Genomic DNA, 17,010 nt, shown 5'->3' on the forward strand with positions numbered 1-17,010 from the left:
CAGCGCTTAAAACTGAAAGCGCGAGGCTTCGGGAAAGCCACGCAGACGCGGGGCCACGATGTCCCACGGTTGTTCGGTGGAGTAGTTGGCAGGGCCGGTGCGCCGCACCAAGGTGGCGCGCATGATCGGTTCTTGGCCGACGATGGCAAACAGACGCCCGCCGGTTTTGAGCAAGGCCAGCAAGTCGGCCGGCACCTCGGCCACCGAGCCGCTGAGCACGATCGCGTCGTAGGGGGCGTTGCTGCCACAGGCGGCGCAGCGCTGGGCGGCGGCGTCGGCGCAGCGCACCTCGACGTTGTCGATCCCGGCCGCGCTCAGGTTGCGGCGCGCCTGCTCGGCCAGCGCCGGGTCGATCTCCAGGCTCAACACGCGCGCGCTCAGGCGGCTCAGCAGCGCCGCCATATAGCCCGAGCCGGTGCCGATTTCGAGCACCGAGTCGGTGTCTTGCAGGGCCAGGTCTTGCAGGGCGCGGGCCTCGATTTTGGGGGCCAGCATGCACGCGCCCTCGACCGCCGGGCGACAGAGCGGGATTTCGACATCGGCCAGCGCCAGCGCGCGGTAGGCGGCGGGAGCGAAATCTTCGCGCTTGAGCTCGCCCAGCAGTTGCAGCACCCGCGCATCCAGCACTTCCCAAGGCCGAATCTGCTGCTCGATCATGTTGAAGCGGGCTTGCTCGAAGTCAAAAGCGGGGTGGGCAGGGCTCAAGGCGGACTCCAGTGGGCGGGTGGACAGATGGTGCGGATGATTTTAACGGACTGCACCCTCGGGTCCGAGCAACTGGCGCAAGCGGTACAGCGCCGCCAGCGCCTCGCGCGGGCTTAGGGCGTCGGGGTCGAGCGCGGCGACGGCTTGTTCGAGGGCGCTCGGGGGCTGGGGTTCCAGGGCCTCTGCGGCTGCCCAGGCTTCGTCGGCTGGCAGGCCCACGCCGGGTGCGGGGGCGAACAGGTCGATCTGCGCCTGCGCCGTGGCGCTGTGGGCTTCGAGCGCTTGCAGGGTCTGGCGCGCTTGGTTGAGCACGGCGGCAGGCACACCGGCTAGGCGCGCCACCTGCACCCCGTAGCTGCGGCTGGCCGGGCCGGGCTCGATCTGGTGCAAAAACACGATCTCGCGCCCGCTCTCGACCGCGCTCACGTGCAGGTTGAGGGCGGCGGCGTGCTCGACCGGGAACTGGGTGAGCTCGAAGTAGTGGGTGGCAAACAGGGTGTGGGCGCGCACCTTGTCGTGCAGGTGGCTGGCGATGGCACCAGCCAGCGCCAGGCCGTCGAAGGTTGAGGTGCCGCGCCCGATCTCGTCCATCAGCACCAGGCTGTTTGCGCTGGCGCGGTGCAGGATCTGCGCCGCTTCGCTCATTTCGAGCATGAAGGTGGACTGGGCGTTGGCCAGATCGTCGGCGGCCCCGATGCGGGTGTGGATGGCGTCCAGCGGCCCGAGGCGGCAGCGCTGCGCCGGCACGTAGCTGCCCACGCTGGCCAGCAGCGCGATCAGCGCCACCTGGCGCATGTAGGTGGATTTGCCGCCCATGTTGGGGCCGGTGATGATCTGCAGCCGCGCCTTGGGGCCGAGCACGGTGTCGTTGGGGATGAAGGGGGTGTGGCTCTCGGCCAGCCGCGCCTGCACCACGGGGTGGCGGCCGGCGCGGATTTCGATTCCCGGCTCGGGGCCGAATTCGGGCGCGCACCAGTCCAGCGTGAGCGAGCGCTCGGCCAGCGCACACAGGGCGTCGAGCGCGGCCAGCGCACGCGCCAGTTCGCCCAGCGCGCCCAGGTGCGGCTGCAAGGCCTCCAGCAGCGCCTCGTAGAGCCATTTTTCACGCGCCAAGGCGCGCTCTTGTGCGCCCAGCACCTGGTCTTCAAAGGCCTTGAGTTCCGGGGTGATGAAGCGCTCGGCGTTTTTTAGGGTCTGGCGGCGCCGGTAGTCGGCCGGCACCCGGTCGAGCTGGCCTTGGGTGATTTCGATGTAAAAGCCGTGCACCTTGTTGAACTGCACGCGCAGGTTGGCAATGCCGCTGCGCTCGCGCTCGCGCGCTTCCAGCGCCAGCAAAAAGGCGTCGCAGTTGTGTTGCAGGGCGCGCAACTGGTCCAGCTCGGCGTCGTAGCCGTGGTTGATGACGCCGCCATCGCGCAGCAGCGCCGCCGGTTCGGGCAGCAGGGCGCGCTGCAGCAGCTCGGCGCAGTCCGGCGGCGGCTGCAACTGCTGCGCCAGTTGGGCCAGCAGGGGCGGCAGGGGGCGCTCGGTGCGGGTGGCCAGATCGGCGCGGTCGGCCAGATCGCACAGCTCGGGCGGGGCCGTGGGCGCGCCGGTTTGCAGCGTTTGCGCCAGCGCCGCGGCGCGGTGCAGCGTCTGCGCCAGCCCGACCAGCTCGCGGGGCCGCACCTGGCGCAGCGCCAGCCGCGCCGTGATGCGCTCCACGTCGGCGGCCCCGGCCAGCGCCTGGCGCAGCGGCTGCAGCAGGCGCTGGCGCAGCAGCCCGATGGCCTGCAGGCGCTGCTGCGCTGCCGTGCGCACCCGCTGCGGCTCCAGCAGCCAGCGCCGCAGCAGCCGGCTGCCCATAGCGGTCTGGCAGGTGTCGAGCAGCGAGAACAGCGTCGGGCTGGGCTCGCCGCGCAGGGTCTGCGTCAGCTCCAGGTTGCGCCGGGTGCTGGCGGGCAGGTCGATCAGTTCCTCGGGCCGCGCCACGCGCAGGGTGGCCACGTGCGCCAGCGCCCGGCCTTGGGTGTGCTCGGCGTAGTCCAACAGCGCCGAGGCGGCGGCGTGCGCCAGCGGCAGCTCTTGCGCGCCCCAACCCGCCAGACTGGCGGCCTGCAACTGCGCGCACAGCTTGCGCAAGCCCAGCGCGCTGTCGAAAGCCCAAGCCGGGCGCGCCGCCAGGCTCAGGCGCGCCGTGCCGGTCCCGCCTACACCGCCCGCCAGGCTGGGCCACTGGCGTTGCAGCTCGTGCAACTCGCGCGAGGGGGCGGCGGGCAGATCGGCGCTGTGCAGCAGCTCGCTGGGGCCGATGCGCGCCGCCCACGTGGGCAGTTCGTCGCTGCGGCACTGCGCCAGGTGCAGCTCGCCCTGCGTCAGGCTCAGCCAAGCCAGGCCCAGCGTCTGGCGTGGGCCCCAGTGCAGCGCCAGCAGCAGCGGTTCGGCCTTGTCGGGCAGCAGCTCGGCCTCGGTCAGGGTGCCGGGGGTGAGCACGCGCACCACGCGCCGCTCCAGCGGCCCCTTGGCTTGGGCCAAGTCACCCACCACGCCCACCTGCTCGCATATCGCCACCGACTCGCCCAGCTTGAGCAGCCGCGCCAGGTAGTTTGGCGCCGAATGAAACGGCACCCCGGCCATGGGAATCGGCTGCCCGGCCGACTGGCCGCGCTTGGTGAGCGTGATGTCGAGCAGCCGCGCGGCCTTCTCGGCATCCTCGTAAAACAGCTCGTAAAAATCCCCCATGCGGTAAAACAGCAGCGTACCCGGATAGCCCGCCTTGAGCCCGAGGTACTGCTGCATCATGGGGGTGTGGGAAGGGGTGCTCGAATGGTTCATGCCCCCAGATTGTCCATTGCTTCGCTTGTCCGGTGGGCATGGGCCACCGCGCTTTCGTTGGCCGCCGTCACGTACACGCTGTGCACCCCTGGCACCGCTTGGGGCATGTTCACCCTTTTTCGCCACCCCAAGGGTTTTTCTAGGGACGCGATTCTAAGTGGCGGCGCGCGGGGCGGCCGGTCCCCGCGCGCGCACTGGTTTCAAGGTGCGGCCAAGCGCCTGGCTTCGACTTCCACTTCCACGCGGCGATCAGGCTGCAGGCAGGCGATCAGCGAAGGCGTGGCCCTGTTGCCCCGGCAGTCGCCGGGAGCCGTCACCGGGCTGGATTCGCCCGCGCCGGTGCTGCTCACGCTGGTGGCCGGGACGCCGCCGCGCACCAAGTAGGCGCTGACGGCTTGGGCGCGCCGCTGCGAAAGGTCCAGGTTGTAGGCCTCGGAACCCAGCCGGTCGGTGTGGCCGACGACGCGGATGCGCTCGAACTGCGTGTTGCGGATCTGGTTCAAGAAATCGTCAAGTTCGCGGATCGCCTCGGGGCGCAGGGTCGCCTGGTCGAAGCCGAACAGGGCATCGGCCGAGAAGTGCACCGTGATCACCTGGGCTGGCGGCGGCGGTGGCGGCGGGGGCGGGGGCGGTGGCGGTGGCGGTGGCGGTGGCGGTGGCGGGGCCGGCGGGGCCGGCGGGGCGGGGCCGGCGGGGCCGGCGGGGCCGGCGCCACCCAAGCCGGTGCCGCAGCAACGGGTGCCGCGGCACCGGGTGCCGGGCCGCCACCGAAGCGGTACACCACCCCCACGCTCAGCATGTCAACGTGGCCCCTGTTGCCCACGGTGTCCCTGATGCGCAGGCGCTCGAACTCGCCGCGCAGGTCCCACGCATCCGTGAGCTTCCAAGCCAGGCCGACGCCGAGCTTGAGGCCGGTGTCGCGCTCGCTGGTGCGGGTGGCGCCGTACGGATTGGTCACGGCACCGGTGGCGGCAAAACGGCCGCGGGTGTGCACGTGGGCCACGCCCAGCCGTCCGAGCAGCGACAGCCGCTCGGTCAGCGGCAGCGTGCCCACCAGGTCCAGGTTCAGCCCGCGCACCGTGACGTCGCCTTGCAGACTTCCGGGCGGGGTGGTGGTGGCCGTGTAGCCCATCTCGCCCATGTCGAACCAGCCGAGCTCGACGCCGAAGTTGCGGTTGATCTGGTAGCCCCCGAACAGCTTGAAACCGACGTCGCGGTCACGCTCGCTGAAGCCGTTGGTGACCAAGCCTTGGCCGAGCAGGCCACGGGTGATGCGGTCTTCGGCTATGGTGGCCGCGCTGCCGCCGACGCTGGCACCGCCGTACCAGCCAGTTGCTTGGGCGAAGGCCAAGGGGCTGGCGAGGGTCGCCGCCGCCATGCAGCCGATTGCTGCGGTTCTTCTTGCGCTGATCATGATTCGGCTTTCGTGGGAAGGAGGAGGCCGCGCATCAGGGTGCCGGCACGTTGATGACCGTGTTGACCACGGTGACGGACGCGTCCAAGGACAGCACGCGGCCGTTCAAGGTGGTGATTTCTCCCCGACCCGCCGTCGAGAAGGTCGCGCCGGCCTGCGAGATGATGGTGCCCACCATGGTGCCGCCGCCGCCCGCGTTGATGGTCGCGGCCGAACCGACCTGCCAGAACACGTTCTTGGCCTGCGCGTCGTTGATCAGGATCACGCTGCGCGGGAAGGCCACACCGGGACCGCCGACCGTCAGCGAGGTGCGCATCTGGAACACCCAGATCGCGTTGGCGTCGCCCCGGCCGTCTAGGGTCAGGTCGCCGCCCTCGATCAGGAAGCTGCCACCGGCGGCGGTGTACACGCCGGGTGGGAGCGTCAGGCCCGCCAGGTTGCCGGGGGCCAAAACGGCCGGCATATCGCGGAGCCGGATGAACGCGATCTCAGCGTCGCGGCGGGCATCTTGTGCGATCGTGCATGAGGCAGGATTTGGAACATCAGACGTTGGGCCCGTGGTGGAATCGGTGCACGTGAAGATCGTCCCGTTCACTGCTCCCCTGTTATCCCCCGTTACCGTATAAACATCTCCTGCCGTATCTTGGAATCCGGTTATCGACGTAGGTTCCGTAGCTGTGGTGCCGATGTCGCCGTTGATGACCGTTCGGGTGCCATCGTTGGTCATGCCGGCGGAGCCGCCGAAGATGCCGAAGGTGGCGGCGCGGCCCAAGGGCACGAGCGGCGGGACCGGCGGCACGACGCAGCTGACGGCGGTGAAGCTCCAACTGAAGTCGCTCGCCATGCTGTTGCCGGGCACGGCCAAGTCACGCACGCCGGCGGTGGTGCCGATCAGGCGGGCGACGTGCGCACCGGCCAGCATCGGCGCCTGCGGCGTGAAGGTCGCGATGCGGCCGGTGGCCACGTCCAGCACTACCGAGGACGCCGCTACGTTGGTGCCGCCCGGGCCGGTGAGCCTGAAGTTGGCCGCGTTGATGGTGGCCGGGTCCATGCGCAGGCCCGAGGGCACGGCGAAGGTGGCGTTGACGGCGTCCGTCAGGCAGACGCTGGGCGCACCGTGCGCCGGATTGGTGGAGGCGACGCTGATCATGGCCGGCGGCACCGCGGCGGCGGTGGTGAAGGTCCAGACGTAGTTGCTGGCGGCAGGCAGCGGGGCCTGGTTGCCGCCCAGCGCGTTGCCGGCGAGGTCGGTGGCCGCCATGGTGACGGTGGCGGTGTAGGTGGTTCCCGGTGCCAGCGCGGCGGCCGGCCTGAACACCGCGGTGCGGTTGCCGACCACGTAGGTCACGTTGCCGGCCGGCGCGACGCAGGGCGTGACGCAGGTCAGCGTGAAGCTGGCAGCCGAGATGCTGGCGGGCGCCATGTCCTCGGTGAAGGTCGCCGTCACCGCGGTGTTGGCCGGCACGGTGGGGCCGGGCACCGTGGTCGCCGGCACCGTCAGCGTGACGCGTGGCCGGGTGGTGTCCAGCGCGACGCCGGTGGTGAAGCGCCAGACGTAGGGCTCGGCCATGGCCAGCCCGGTCGTGGCGCTGCGGGCGGCGGTGATGGTGCCGGTGTATTGCGTCAGCGGCTCCAGCAGCGTCCCGGCGGGCAGGGCAAAGGTGGCGATGCGGCCGGTGGCGTCCAAGGTGGTGGTGCCCGCCGGGCTGACGCAAGGCGCGGCGCAGGTCACGACGAAGCTGGCGGTGCCGGTCAGCGGCGCCATGCGTTCGCTGAAGTCGGCGCTGATCAGGGTGTTGTTGATGGGAACGCCGGTGGCGCCGTCGACGGGGGCGACTGCCGTCACGGTTGGCGGGGTGGGCGGCGGGCCGTCGAAGCCCAGAATCTCGTCGCGGCCTCCGCCGCCGCCGCAGCCGGCGATCAATGCGACCAGCAGGCTGGCTGCGAGCCACGGCCGGACGCCGTGCAATAGCTTGTTCATGGTGTATTCCTCATGGTGTCTTCTTGGTTGCTTGGGGGGCAGTATGGGCTGTCCCAGCCGCAGCATCTGTGCGCTGGCGCACATAGCGCCTTCTCAGACGCAGCGCCACCTCTTCGGTCGTGCTGACACGGCGCGCAACGCCGACCCGGCTGCGGTCAAGGGGGGCAGCCCTTGGCGAGAGGTCAGCGACGGCAGACTCAGGCAGCTTCAGGCCTGCCCTGCCTCGCGCGCCCGCTCGGGCTCCAGCAGCCAGCGCCGCAGCAGCCGGCTGCCCATGCGGGTCTGGCAGGTGTCGAGCAGCGCAAACAGCGTCGGGCTGAGTTCGCCGCGCAGGGTTTGCGTCAGATCCAGGTTGCAATGCGTGAGCGTGATGTCGAGCAGCCGCGCGGCCTTCTCGGCATCCTCGCAAAACAGCAGCGTACCCGGATAGCCCGCCTTGAGCCCGAGGCACTGCTGCATCATGGGGGTGTGGCTGGGGCCAGATGCGGCGGGCGTGGCGGGAGTTGTTGACGGAGCCGGGTTCGTGCGTGCGGTTTGGACGGGGGGGTTTGCAGAGCCTCCCAGGCATTCAGGCCGCCAAGGGCTGCAAGGGGCGCTGGTCTGGAATCAAGTGGGGCTTGCAGGGCCGGAAATGTTGCCCGGCCGGCCGTCTGGCGCGGCGCAATCGGCCACCACACGGTTGCGCCCTTGCTGTTTGGCCGCGTAGAGGGCTTGGTCGGCGCGCTTCACGGTGTCGATTTCGGTGCCTCCTGCTGGGCCGGCAGCCACCCCCAGCGACAGAGTCACGCGGCCGACTTCGGCGTCGTGGCAGTCGGCTACGGCCAAGCGAATGCGCTCCGCCAATTCCAACGCAGCGGGCAAGCCTAGACCGGGCAGCGCGATCAAGAACTCTTCACCGCCCCAGCGCACCACCGCATCGGTGCTGCGCACGCTTTGGCTCAATTGCTGCGCCACGGCTGCGATGATGCGGTCTCCGGCGGCGTGGCCGTGCAGGTCGTTGACGCGTTTGAATCGGTCGATGTCGGCCATGATCACGGCATAGGCTTGGCCCGAGACTTGGGCGGCGGCATGGCAGCGTTGCAAGGCCTCTTCACCTGCGCGGCGGTTGAGCAGGCTGGTGAGCGGGTCGCGGCAAGCCAGGTTTTGCAGTGCCTGTTCGCGCGCCACAAAGTGGCCGACATCGGTGGCCACCGAGACATAGTGCGTTGTTTGGCCGGCTGCATCGTGCAGCGCCGCCACGCTTTGCTCGCAATGGTAGAGGCTGCCGTCTTTGCGCCGATTGGTGAATGCGGCTTTGAAGGTTTGGCCGCGTTCCAAGCTGCTCTGCAGGGATTGGTAAAAATCTGCGTCGTGCACTCCAGAATGCAGCAATTGCCCGGGTTTTTTTCCCAGAATATCGGCCTGCGCGTAGCCGCTGAGCGCGGCAAAGGCGCGGTTGGCATACATCACGCGCTGCTGCGCGTCGGTAATAAAAACGGACGAGGGCGCAGCATCCAGCGCCAATCCCATGAGCGCCTGCATTTTTTGCGCCTGCAGCAACTGGGTGATGTCTTGCTGTATCGAGATGTAGTGCGTGATCTGGCCCAGATCGTTAAAAATTGGCGAAGTTATCCATTCGACGTGGTAGCTGCTGCCGTCTTTGCGGTAGTTGATGGCCCGGCCTTCAAAAGGCTGGCCGGAAGCCAAACAGGCGCGCAGGCGCTGCAGCACGGCGGGGTCGGTGAGCGGCCCTTGCAGAATGCGCGGGGTTTGCCCCATCAATTCCGCTGCCGTGTAGCCGGTCATGCGGCAAAAAGCCGGGTTGCAATAGAGTATTTTGCAGCCGCCGGCCCCCAAGTCGGCATCGGTCAGGACGATGGCGTTGTAGGCTTGCGACAGGGCCGTTTCAAGCAGGCCGGCTGGCAATGCGAAATCTGGCGCTGCGGGGTTCTTCACTGCGAATCAGGCCAGTTGACGGGTGGCAACTGCTCATACATTGGGCGGGCAAACAGATAGCCTTGGAAATAGGACACGCCCAAATCGCGCAAGGCCTGATACTCGGCCGGGGTTTCGATGCCTTCGGCAATGACCTCGATTTGCAATGCGCGGCACACACCTATGATGCCCGTGACGATGGCCTTGCGCACCGGGTCTTGGTCGATGTGGCGCAGCAAGGCCATGTCGAGCTTGACGATATCGGGTTGAAACTCGGCCAGCAAATTTAGACCGGAATAGCCTGCGCCAAAGTCGTCGATGGCGGTTTGAAAGCCTTGGCGCCGATACTCTTTGATGATGCGCTTGAGGTGCTCTTTGTCAACCAGTTGTTCGTTTTCGGTGATCTCAAAAATCAGCCGCTCGGTGGGAAAGCCAAAGCGCTCGGCGGCTTGCAAGGTGGCGCGGATGCAGGTGGCCGCCTCATAGACGGCATTGGGCATGAAATTGATGCTCAAATAGCAGGGCATCTGCAGCTTCGCGGCGAGCTCTACCGCCTTGACGCGACACGTCTGGTCAAACAAGTAGCGATTCGTTTCGTTGACTTGGCGCAACACCTCAAGGGCGCTGCCGTCGCCTATGGGGCGCACCAAGGCCTCGTAAGCGTACACCTGCATGGAGCGCGCATCCACGATGGGCTGAAACGACATGCTAAAATCGAAATCCAGTGCGGGCTGATCTTGGCAGCGTTTGCATGGCGGGGTTGTGGGTCTAATCTCAATATTCATGCAAAACATTCTAAGCCCAAAAGGCTTGGGAATGCGCACACAAAGCCCACTGCCCTTGGTGGGTGTGGCGCACCGTTTGCAGGCGCGCCGCTACCATGCGCAGCGGGGCGCTGCAACCGGGTTTTAGGCCGGCGGCTCGGGCTGCGCCGCCGCACCCCCGCAGCGGCTGTGTTTGCCCAGCAAGCCCGCCAATTGGCCGTAAATGCGCGGGTTGGCGGCCATGCATTCGCGCTGCTCCAAAAAGTCGGACTCGCCGGTGAAGTTGCCCACCAAGCCGCCAGCTTCGGTGACCAGCAGCGCGCCGGCGGCCACGTCCCAGGGGCTCAGGCCGGTCTCGAAAAAGCCGTCGGCAAAACCGGCCGCCACGTAGGCCAGATCGAGCGCGGCCGAGCCGGGGCGGCGCACACCGCGCACTTTGGGCATGACCTCGCCCAGCATCTGCATGAAATGCTGCATCGAATCGCCGGGCCTGAAGGGGAAACCGGTGCTGACCAGGCATTCGCTCAACTGGGTGCGCTTGGCCACGCGGATGCGGCGCTCGTTGAGGTAGGCGCCGCGGCCGCGGGTGGCGGTGAAGAGGTCGTTGCGGGTCGGGTCGTAGATCACGGCCTGCTCCAGCTTGCCGTGCACCTGCAGCGCGATGCTGACGCAATAGACCGGGAAGCCGTGGATGAAGTTGGTGGTGCCGTCGAGCGGGTCGATGATCCAGACGAAGGCGCGGTCGCGCCCCTTGCCCTCGCGCCGGCCCGATTCTTCGGCCCACAGACCGTGGTCGGGGTAGGCTTCGTGCAGCGTGGCGATGATGGCCTGCTCGGCCGCCTGATCGACTTCGGTGACGTAATCGTTGGTTTGCTTGGCCGATACGCGCACCGATTCGATGTCGAGCGCGGCGCGGTTGATCAAGTTGCCGGCAGCGCGCGCGGCCTTGATGGCCACGTTGAGCATGGGGTGCAGGTGCGGGGAGGTCATGGTTGTGTAGGAGCGCAAGGTAAGGGCGCGATGGCCGCTGAATGGGGCATTTTAGCGGGGTGGGGCTGTGGGCGCCCAATTGTGTGGGCGCACAATCGTCCCATGCGATCCAACCAGCCTATCTCTCGTTTCATTCTGATCGAACCCAGCCACGCCGGCAACGTGGGGGCGGTGGCGCGCGCCCTGAAGGTGATGGGCTTTACCGACCTGGTGCTGGTGCGGCCGCGCTGGGTCGATGTGTTGCAGCGCCCGGAGGCGCTCGAGCGTGCCAGTGGGGCCACCGATGTGCTGGCTGGCGCGCGGGTGCTGGGCTCGCTCGACGAGGCGCTGACTGGCATCACGCACCTGTGCGCCACCGCCATGACGGTGCGCGACTTTGGCCCGCCCACCCTGGCCCCGCGCGAGCATTTGAGGGCCTGGGTGCGCACGCTGGAGGCTGGGCCACCGGATTCCAATCAAGCTGCCGATGAAGCTGCCCCTGAGCCTGCCGCAGCCGGGATCGCGTTTTTGTTTGGCCCTGAGCGCTACGGCCTGAGCAACGCCGATGTGTACCGCTGCCACGCCAGCCTGCGCATCCCGACTGCGCCCGGCTACGGCTCGCTCAACCTGGCCGCTGCGGTGCAACTGATCGCCTACGAATGGCGGTTGGCCCTAGGGGGGTTTGATGCAGGCGCGCTGGAGCCGCTCGCCGTGCCGCCGCACCACGCTACCGAAGCCCCCGCCGATGCCGCCGCCATCGCCGCCACACTGGCGCACTGGCAGGAGGCGCTGGTGGCGCTGGAGTATCTGGACCCGGCGGCGCCCAAAAAACTGCTGCCGCGCCTGAACCAGTTGCTCAACCGGGCCCAGCCCACGCAGGCCGAAATCCATATCCTGCGCGGGGTAGCGCGGGCGGCCTTGCGGCTGGCGGCGCGGGCCAAAGGTTAGACTGCGCGGCTATGTTTGCCCGACTCAAGTCCGACCTCGATTGCATTCTGGAGCGCGACCCGGCGGCGCGCTCGCGCTGGGAGGTGCTGACCTGCTACCCCGGCCTGCACGCGCTGCTGCTGCACCGCATCGCGCACCGGCTCTGGGGCCGGGGCTGGCTGTGGCTGGCGCGCTGGCTGGCGCACTGGAGCCGCTGGCTCACCGGCATCGAAATCCACCCCGGCGCCAGCATCGGCGCGCGCGTTTTCATCGACCACGGCATGGGGGTGGTGATCGGCGAGACGGCCGAAATCGGCGACGGCTGCACCATCTACCACGGCGTCACGCTGGGCGGGGTGTCGTTGCACAAAGGGGCCAAGCGGCACCCGACGCTGGGGCGCGACGTGGTGATCGGGGCCGGGGCCAAGGTGCTGGGCGGCTTTGTGGTGGGCGACGGCGCGCGCGTGGGCAGCAACGCGGTGCTGACCAAGGCGGTGCCGCCCGGGGCCACGGCGGTGGGCAACCCGGCGCGCATCATTTTGGCCGAGGCCGATGCCCGGCGCGAAGAAGTGGCCTCGAAGATGGGCTTTTCGGCCTACGGCATCACGCAAAATGACGATCCGCTCAGCCAGGCCATGCGCGGCCTGATCGACAGCGCCGCGAGCCAAGAGCACCAGATCGCGCTGCTGTGGCAGGCGCTGGAGCGCTTGTCGGCCCAGCAAGGCCAACCGCTGCCGCCCGACGCCGCGCGCCTGGAGCAGTTCGAGGCCCAAAAATTCAACGATCTGGTGGGCAAGTAGGGCGCTGCGCGCTCTTGGGTCTAAAAGCCGCGCACACAGCGGGATCGGTTTCCAGATACGGGCCGCCGATCAGGTCGATGCAGTAGGGCACGGCGGCAAAGATGCCGGGCAGCAGCACGCGGCCGCCGGGCTCGCGCAGGCCTTCGAGGGTTTCGGCGATGCTCTTGGGCTGGCCCGGCAGGTTGATGATCAGGCAGCGCCCGCGCAGCACCGCCAGCTGGCGCGACAAAATCGCCGTGGGCACGAAACGCAGCCCGATCTGGCGCATCTGTTCGCCAAAGCCGGGCAGTTCGCGTTCGGCCACATCGCGCGTGGCCTCGGGCGTGACATCGCGCGGGGCCGGCCCGGTGCCGCCGGTGGTGAGCACCAGCGCGCAGCCCGCTTCGTCGGCCAATTCGATCAGGGTCTGGGCGATGCGCGCGCGCTCATCGGGAATCAGGCGCGCCTCGAACTGCAGCGGGTTGCGCAGCGCCCGGCGCAGCCAGTCTTGCAGCGCGGGCAGGCCCTGGTCGGCATAGACACCGGCGCTGGCGCGGTCGCTCACCGAAACGATGCCGATGCGCACCGGCTCCAGTGCGCTCATGCGGCCTCCAGCGGTTGCGCCGGGGGGGTGCTGGAACTGCGGTGGGCCAGGGCTTGGGCGTCGGAACCCGCCGCGCTGCCGTCCTCGGGTGGCTCCAGCCCGGCGCGCAGCAGTTGGTAGATTTCGCGAAAGCTTTTGCTGTGGCGCACGGCTTGGCCCGAGCGCTCGGCGCCGGCCTGGGCTTGCGCGTCTTTGCGCGCCTGGCGGATTAAGGTGCGCAGGTGTTGCAAATCGGTTTGCGGGGCGATTTGCAGCCAGGCATTGAGTGCCTCGTCGTCGGCCAGCAGGCGCGTGCGCCAGAGCTCGGCTTGGTGCAGGCGCAGGGTGTCGGCGGCGCTGCCGTGGTGCTGCTCGGCCAGCGCCTGCTCCACGGCTTGCACGGTGGCGCTGTCGAGCCGGCGCATGAGCTTGCCGATGTACTGGATCTGGCGCCGGCGGCCTTCGAAGTCGGTGATGCGCTGCGCGGCGGCCAGCGCATCGAGCAAGCCACTGGGCAGGGCCAGCCGGTCGAGCAGGCCGCTGCGCAGGCTGAGCAGTTGCTCGCCGAGTTGTTGCAGGTGTTCGCTGTGTTTTTTGAGGTCGGTGCGGCTGGTTTCGGTGTCGCCTTTGAGTTCGCGTTTGAGTTCGTGGTCCAGTTCGCTGCCCTCAGCAACGAAGTGGCCTTTGACGTAGTAGCCTTTGGTGGGTTTGCGTGCCATCCGGCTATCATAGTGTAGTGTTCAACGCTATGCAGCACATAAAACCGCGTCTTTGCCACCCTGGCGTCGTTGCAAATCCTCGCGATACCTACGGGTATCGCTGTGGTTTGCGCCTAGCCAGGACGCCAAATCCATCGTTGTTCTTAAGTGCTGCTTAGCGTTGAACACTACACTAGCACCCAGCATGAAAAAATCCCGCTCCCCTGCGCCGGCCTCCGGCCCAACTGGCCCAAGCTCCAGCCCTGACACCACCACCGCCTATCCCGATCCCGAAGCGGGCTTTCAGTACCACCGGCAGCAGTTCGAGGCCTTGGCCGATCTGGCCCTGCAGCACGCCAAGCAACTCGGTGCCGCCGATGCCGCGGTCGAGGTTTCGGAAGCCGCCGGCCTGAACGTCTCGGTGCGCATGGGCGAGTTGGAAAACGTGGAGCGCAACCGCGACAAATCGCTGGGTGTCACGGTCTATATCGGGCAGCGCCGGGGCAACGCCTCCAGTTCCGACTTCAGCCCGCAAGCCATCCGCCAAGCCGTGCAGGCCGCTTACGACATTGCGCGCTACACCGCCGAAGACCCGGCCGCAGGCCTGCCCGACGAGCAAGACGTGGCCACCGAGGCGCCCGAGCTGGAGCTGTTTCACCCGTGGCCCATCGATGCGCACGAGGCGCAGCAACTGGCCTTGCGCTGCGAAGCGGCGGCGCTGCAAACCAGCAAAAAAATATGCAACAGCGAAGGCGCCGGGGTGTCGGCGCAGCAGTCGCACTTTTACGCCGAGCACATGCGCGGCGGCGAGCGCGCTCGCGCGGGCATTTTTCGAGGCGGCTACGCCAGCTCGCGCCACAGCCTGTCGGTCTCGCCCATTGCGGGCAAGGGCGCGCAGATGCAGCGCGACTACTGGTACAGCTCGATGCGCAGCCCGGCCGACCTGGCCAGCCCGGAAGCGGTGGGCCGCTACGCCGCCGAGCGCGCGCTGGCGCGCTTGCAGCCACGCAAGATCGCCACCACCGAATGCCCGGTGCTGTTCGAGTCGCCGCTGGCGGCCGGCTTGCTTGGGGCCTTCGTGCAGGCCATCAGCGGCGGCGCGCTGTACCGCAAAACCAGTTTTTTGACCGACAGCCTAGGGCGCCAGGTGTTCCCCGAGCACATCGATCTGTACGAAGACCCGCTGATCGTGCGCGCCAAGGGCAGCGCCCCCTTCGACAGCGAAGGCGTGCAGACGGTGCCGCGCCAGGTGCTCAGCAGCGGCTGCGTCAAGGGCTATTTTTTGGGCAGCTACTCGGCGCGCAAGCTCGGCATGCGCACCAGCGGCAACGCGGGCGGCTCGCACAACTTGGCCCTGCGCAGCCGCCTGACCCAGCCCGAAGACGACCTGCCCGCCATGCTGCGCCGCTTGGGCACCGGCTTGTTCGTCACCGAACTCATGGGCCAGGGCGTGAACTACGTGACGGGCGACTACTCGCGCGGGGCCAGCGGTTTCTGGGTAGAAAACGGAGAAATCGCCTATCCGGTGCAGGAAATCACCATCGCCGGCAACCTTAAAGAGATGTTCCTCGGGCTGGCGGCCATAGGCGCGGATGAATTTGCCTTTGGCTCCAAAAACGTGGGCTCGGTGTTGATCGAGCGCATGAAGGTGGCCGGTAGCTGAGCCACCATTCAAACCGGCAGCGCGCTGGCCCGCACCGGCTCGCCCCACAGGCGCGCGATCAACCCTGCGGCGTGGGCGCAGTCGCCGCTGCTCCAAAAATGGGTTGTGCCTGTGGCGGTTGCGGTTAGGGCGGCCGGCCGCGGCAAGCGGCGCTGCAACTCGCGCGCCACGGCGGCGGCCGGGTCCAGCACCAGCACCCCGGGGCCGGCGCGCTGCTCGATCAGCGGGCGCAAAAACGGGTAGTGGGTGCAGCCCAGCACCAGCACGTCGGCCCCTTGCGCCAGCAGCGGCTCTAGGCAGGCGGACACCGCAGCCCTAGAGGCGGCGCCATCGAGCTCACCGCGCTCCACCATTTCGACCCAGCCCGGGCAGGCTTGGGCCAGCACCCGCACCGGCCCGGCGTGGGCCGCGATCAGCCGCGCCAGGCCGGGGCTGCGCACGGTGTTGTGGGTGGCCAGCACGCCCACGGTGCCGCTGCGCGTGGCGGCTACAGCCGGCTTGACGGCGGGTTCGATCGCCACCAGCGGCAACTGCGGGAATTGCTGGCGCAGCGCCTGGATCGACAGGCCGGTGACGGTGTTGCACGCCACCACCACCGCCCGCACCTGCTGCGCCAACAAAAAACCGATGATGCGCTCGGCCCGCGCCTGCACCTGCGGCACCGGCTTGTCGCCATAAGGGGCGTGGCCCGAATCGGCCACGTACAGCAGTTCCTCGGACGGCAACAGGGCGCGGATTTCGCGCAGCACCGACAGGCCGCCGACGCCGGAGTCGAACACGCCGATGGGTTGCGGGGCGTCGCTCATGCCAAACAAAGCAGGCGTGGCGCGCAAACCCGATGGGGACCGGGCATGGAGGGTGGCCTCAGCGCGCCAGCGCGGCTTTCACGGCCGCCGACACCTGGCCCATGTCGGCCTGGCCGGCCAGTTGCGTCTTGGCGGCTGCCATCAGCCGGCCCATGTCGGCCGGGCTGAGGGGGCGCCCCAGTTCGGCCGTCAGCGCGTCTGCGAGGGTGCCCACAGCGCTGGCCACGGCGGCGGCGCTCAGGCGTTCGGGCAGGTAGGCTTGCAACACTAGGGCTTCGGCCTGCTCCACGTCGGCCAGGTCGGTGCGGCCGGCCTGCTGGAAGGCGGTGATCGAATCTTTGCGCTGTTTGAGCAGCTTGTCGATCACGCCGACCACGGCGCCATCGTCGAGCACGATGCGCTCATCGACTTCGCGCTGCTTGATCGCTGCCAGCAGCAGCCGGATCGTGCCCAGGCGAACGCTGTCTTTGGCGCGCATGGCGGCCTTCATGTCGTCGCTGATGCGGTCTTTGAGTGACATCGTGGTGCGCTTTCTTGGGGCAAAATGAACAAAGCCCGCCAGAGTGTGCTCAAGCGGGCTTTGAAGGGGGTGGCGCAGCGCTGTTGCAGGCAGAGCCCGCGCAGCACCACGGCACTTAGAACATGCGCTTGGGCAGTTGCATCGAACGCACGCGCTTGTAGTGGCGCTTGACGGCGGCGGCCTTCTTGCGCTTGCGCTCGGCGGTGGGTTTCTCGTAGAACTCGCGTGCCCGCAAGTCGTTGAGCAGGCCCAGTTTTTCGATGGTGCGCTTGAAGCGGCGCAGCGCGACGTCAAACGGCTCGTTGTCTTTAACTCGAATGGTGGTCATTAGCCAAAAAATTCCAAGATTGGGCCGCGCCGACTCTGGGGCAAGATCGAGGCCTCAGACCGTGCTGCAGCAAGGGTTCCCCGTCTTGTGGTGGATCAAGGCCGACGGGGGATTGCCAGCAAAAGCAGCATTATATGCAGCTTGG

At 68.1% G+C, this 17,010-nt stretch carries 16 protein-coding genes and 1 pseudogene; 3 read left to right on the forward strand and 14 right to left on the reverse strand.

Annotated elements, in window-relative coordinates:
- Positions 1–6: 6 nt before the first annotated feature.
- The 9 genes and pseudogenes from SRAA_RS02175 to SRAA_RS02215 form a co-directional block, all read right to left on the reverse strand.
- Positions 7–657, reverse strand: coding sequence for a protein-L-isoaspartate O-methyltransferase family protein (locus tag SRAA_RS02175; RefSeq protein WP_045533121.1), 651 nt, complete (start codon positions 655–657; stop codon positions 7–9).
- Positions 658–747: 90 nt separating this feature from the next.
- Positions 748–3,519, reverse strand: coding sequence for a DNA mismatch repair protein MutS (mutS, locus tag SRAA_RS02180; protein WP_231849310.1), 2,772 nt, complete (start codon positions 3,517–3,519; stop codon positions 748–750).
- Between the two features lie 200 nt (positions 3,520–3,719).
- A complete protein-coding gene (locus SRAA_RS12675; protein WP_052467451.1) occupies positions 3,720–4,112 on the reverse strand; it encodes an OmpA family protein in 393 nt (130 codons plus the stop codon).
- Positions 4,109–4,933 (reverse strand): outer membrane beta-barrel protein, encoded by an 825-nt coding sequence (locus SRAA_RS12620; protein WP_231849311.1) that lies wholly within the window; start codon positions 4,931–4,933, stop codon positions 4,109–4,111. Before SRAA_RS12620 ends, SRAA_RS12675 begins: the two co-directional genes overlap by 4 nt.
- 34 nt (positions 4,934–4,967) lie before the next feature.
- Positions 4,968–6,914: an Ig-like domain-containing protein gene (locus tag SRAA_RS02195; RefSeq protein ID WP_045530704.1), complete on the reverse strand. Its 1,947-nt coding sequence runs from the start codon at positions 6,912–6,914 to the stop codon at positions 4,968–4,970.
- Positions 6,915–7,124: 210 nt separating this feature from the next.
- A pseudogene (locus SRAA_RS12680) lies at positions 7,125–7,277 on the reverse strand (hypothetical protein); the annotation flags it as partial.
- Between the two features lie 243 nt (positions 7,278–7,520).
- Positions 7,521–8,849 (reverse strand): sensor domain-containing diguanylate cyclase, encoded by a 1,329-nt coding sequence (locus tag SRAA_RS02205; RefSeq protein ID WP_045530706.1) that lies wholly within the window; start codon positions 8,847–8,849, stop codon positions 7,521–7,523.
- On the reverse strand, positions 8,846–9,535 hold the full coding sequence (locus SRAA_RS02210) for an EAL domain-containing protein (protein ID WP_144318685.1): 690 nt from the start codon (positions 9,533–9,535) through the stop codon (positions 8,846–8,848). Before SRAA_RS02210 ends, SRAA_RS02205 begins: the two co-directional genes overlap by 4 nt.
- Before the next feature lie 201 nt (positions 9,536–9,736).
- A complete protein-coding gene (locus SRAA_RS02215) occupies positions 9,737–10,582 on the reverse strand; it encodes an inositol monophosphatase family protein (RefSeq protein WP_045530707.1) in 846 nt (281 codons plus the stop codon).
- A 102-nt stretch (positions 10,583–10,684) separates the two neighbouring features.
- Between SRAA_RS02215 and SRAA_RS02220 the strand changes: the two genes are divergently transcribed.
- Together SRAA_RS02220 and cysE are read left to right on the forward strand one after the other, a co-directional pair.
- Positions 10,685–11,509, forward strand: coding sequence for an RNA methyltransferase (locus SRAA_RS02220; RefSeq protein ID WP_045530708.1), 825 nt, complete (start codon positions 10,685–10,687; stop codon positions 11,507–11,509).
- 11 nt (positions 11,510–11,520) lie between these two features.
- Entirely contained in the window at positions 11,521–12,288 is a 768-nt protein-coding gene (gene cysE, locus SRAA_RS02225; RefSeq protein ID WP_045530709.1) for a serine O-acetyltransferase, read from the forward strand.
- On the opposite strand, the gene mog is transcribed toward cysE, so the two are convergent.
- Both mog and yjgA read right to left on the reverse strand, forming a co-directional pair.
- The gene (gene mog, locus SRAA_RS02230; RefSeq protein ID WP_045530710.1) at positions 12,266–12,871 is read right to left on the reverse strand and encodes a molybdopterin adenylyltransferase; all 606 of its coding nucleotides are present in this window, start codon (positions 12,869–12,871) and stop codon (positions 12,266–12,268) included. The two genes, cysE and mog, sit on opposite strands and share 23 nt — an antisense overlap.
- The gene (yjgA, locus tag SRAA_RS02235; protein WP_045530711.1) at positions 12,868–13,569 is read right to left on the reverse strand and encodes a ribosome biogenesis factor YjgA; all 702 of its coding nucleotides are present in this window, start codon (positions 13,567–13,569) and stop codon (positions 12,868–12,870) included. The genes mog and yjgA overlap by 4 nt, the downstream gene beginning before the upstream one ends.
- A 184-nt stretch (positions 13,570–13,753) precedes the next feature.
- On the opposite strand from yjgA, the gene pmbA reads away from it, so the two are divergent.
- Positions 13,754–15,211: a metalloprotease PmbA gene (gene pmbA / locus SRAA_RS02240; RefSeq protein ID WP_045530712.1), complete on the forward strand. Its 1,458-nt coding sequence runs from the start codon at positions 13,754–13,756 to the stop codon at positions 15,209–15,211.
- An 8-nt stretch (positions 15,212–15,219) separates the two neighbouring features.
- Here pmbA and murI read toward each other — a convergent pair whose 3' ends face one another.
- The 3 genes from murI to rpsU all read right to left on the reverse strand — a co-directional run bounded on the left by murI (position 15,220) and on the right by rpsU (position 16,865).
- Positions 15,220–16,017: a glutamate racemase gene (gene murI / locus SRAA_RS02245; protein WP_045530713.1), complete on the reverse strand. Its 798-nt coding sequence runs from the start codon at positions 16,015–16,017 to the stop codon at positions 15,220–15,222.
- A gap of 58 nt (positions 16,018–16,075) precedes the next feature.
- Positions 16,076–16,537 (reverse strand): GatB/YqeY domain-containing protein, encoded by a 462-nt coding sequence (locus SRAA_RS02250; RefSeq protein WP_045530714.1) that lies wholly within the window; start codon positions 16,535–16,537, stop codon positions 16,076–16,078.
- A gap of 115 nt (positions 16,538–16,652) precedes the next feature.
- A complete protein-coding gene (rpsU, locus tag SRAA_RS02255; protein WP_034110916.1) occupies positions 16,653–16,865 on the reverse strand; it encodes a 30S ribosomal protein S21 in 213 nt (70 codons plus the stop codon).
- Positions 16,866–17,010 lie beyond the last annotated feature (145 nt).

This window comes from Serpentinimonas raichei, assembly GCF_000828895.1.
Taxonomy (GTDB): Bacteria; Pseudomonadota; Gammaproteobacteria; order Burkholderiales; family Burkholderiaceae_C; genus Serpentinimonas; species Serpentinimonas raichei.

Bases quoted from the DNA above. Each gene is read 5' to 3' on its own strand.
- SRAA_RS02175 (WP_045533121.1), bottom strand. From the start codon at position 657: ATGATCGAGCAGCAGATTCGGCCTTGGGAAGTGCTGGATGCGCGGGTG.
- mutS (WP_231849310.1), bottom strand. From the start codon at position 3,519: ATGAACCATTCGAGCACCCCTTCCCACACCCCCATGATGCAGCAGTAC.
- SRAA_RS12620 (WP_231849311.1), bottom strand. From the start codon at position 4,933: ATGATCAGCGCAAGAAGAACCGCAGCAATCGGCTGCATGGCGGCGGCG.
- SRAA_RS02195 (WP_045530704.1), bottom strand. From the start codon at position 6,914: ATGAACAAGCTATTGCACGGCGTCCGGCCGTGGCTCGCAGCCAGCCTG.
- SRAA_RS02210 (WP_144318685.1), bottom strand. From the start codon at position 9,535: ATGTCGTTTCAGCCCATCGTGGATGCGCGCTCCATGCAGGTGTACGCT.
- SRAA_RS02215 (WP_045530707.1), bottom strand. From the start codon at position 10,582: ATGACCTCCCCGCACCTGCACCCCATGCTCAACGTGGCCATCAAGGCC.
- SRAA_RS02220 (WP_045530708.1), top strand. From the start codon at position 10,685: ATGCGATCCAACCAGCCTATCTCTCGTTTCATTCTGATCGAACCCAGC.
- cysE (WP_045530709.1), top strand. From the start codon at position 11,521: ATGTTTGCCCGACTCAAGTCCGACCTCGATTGCATTCTGGAGCGCGAC.
- mog (WP_045530710.1), bottom strand. From the start codon at position 12,871: ATGAGCGCACTGGAGCCGGTGCGCATCGGCATCGTTTCGGTGAGCGAC.
- yjgA (WP_045530711.1), bottom strand. From the start codon at position 13,569: ATGGCACGCAAACCCACCAAAGGCTACTACGTCAAAGGCCACTTCGTT.
- pmbA (WP_045530712.1), top strand. From the start codon at position 13,754: ATGAAAAAATCCCGCTCCCCTGCGCCGGCCTCCGGCCCAACTGGCCCA.
- murI (WP_045530713.1), bottom strand. From the start codon at position 16,017: ATGAGCGACGCCCCGCAACCCATCGGCGTGTTCGACTCCGGCGTCGGC.
- SRAA_RS02250 (WP_045530714.1), bottom strand. From the start codon at position 16,537: ATGTCACTCAAAGACCGCATCAGCGACGACATGAAGGCCGCCATGCGC.
- rpsU (WP_034110916.1), bottom strand. From the start codon at position 16,865: ATGACCACCATTCGAGTTAAAGACAACGAGCCGTTTGACGTCGCGCTG.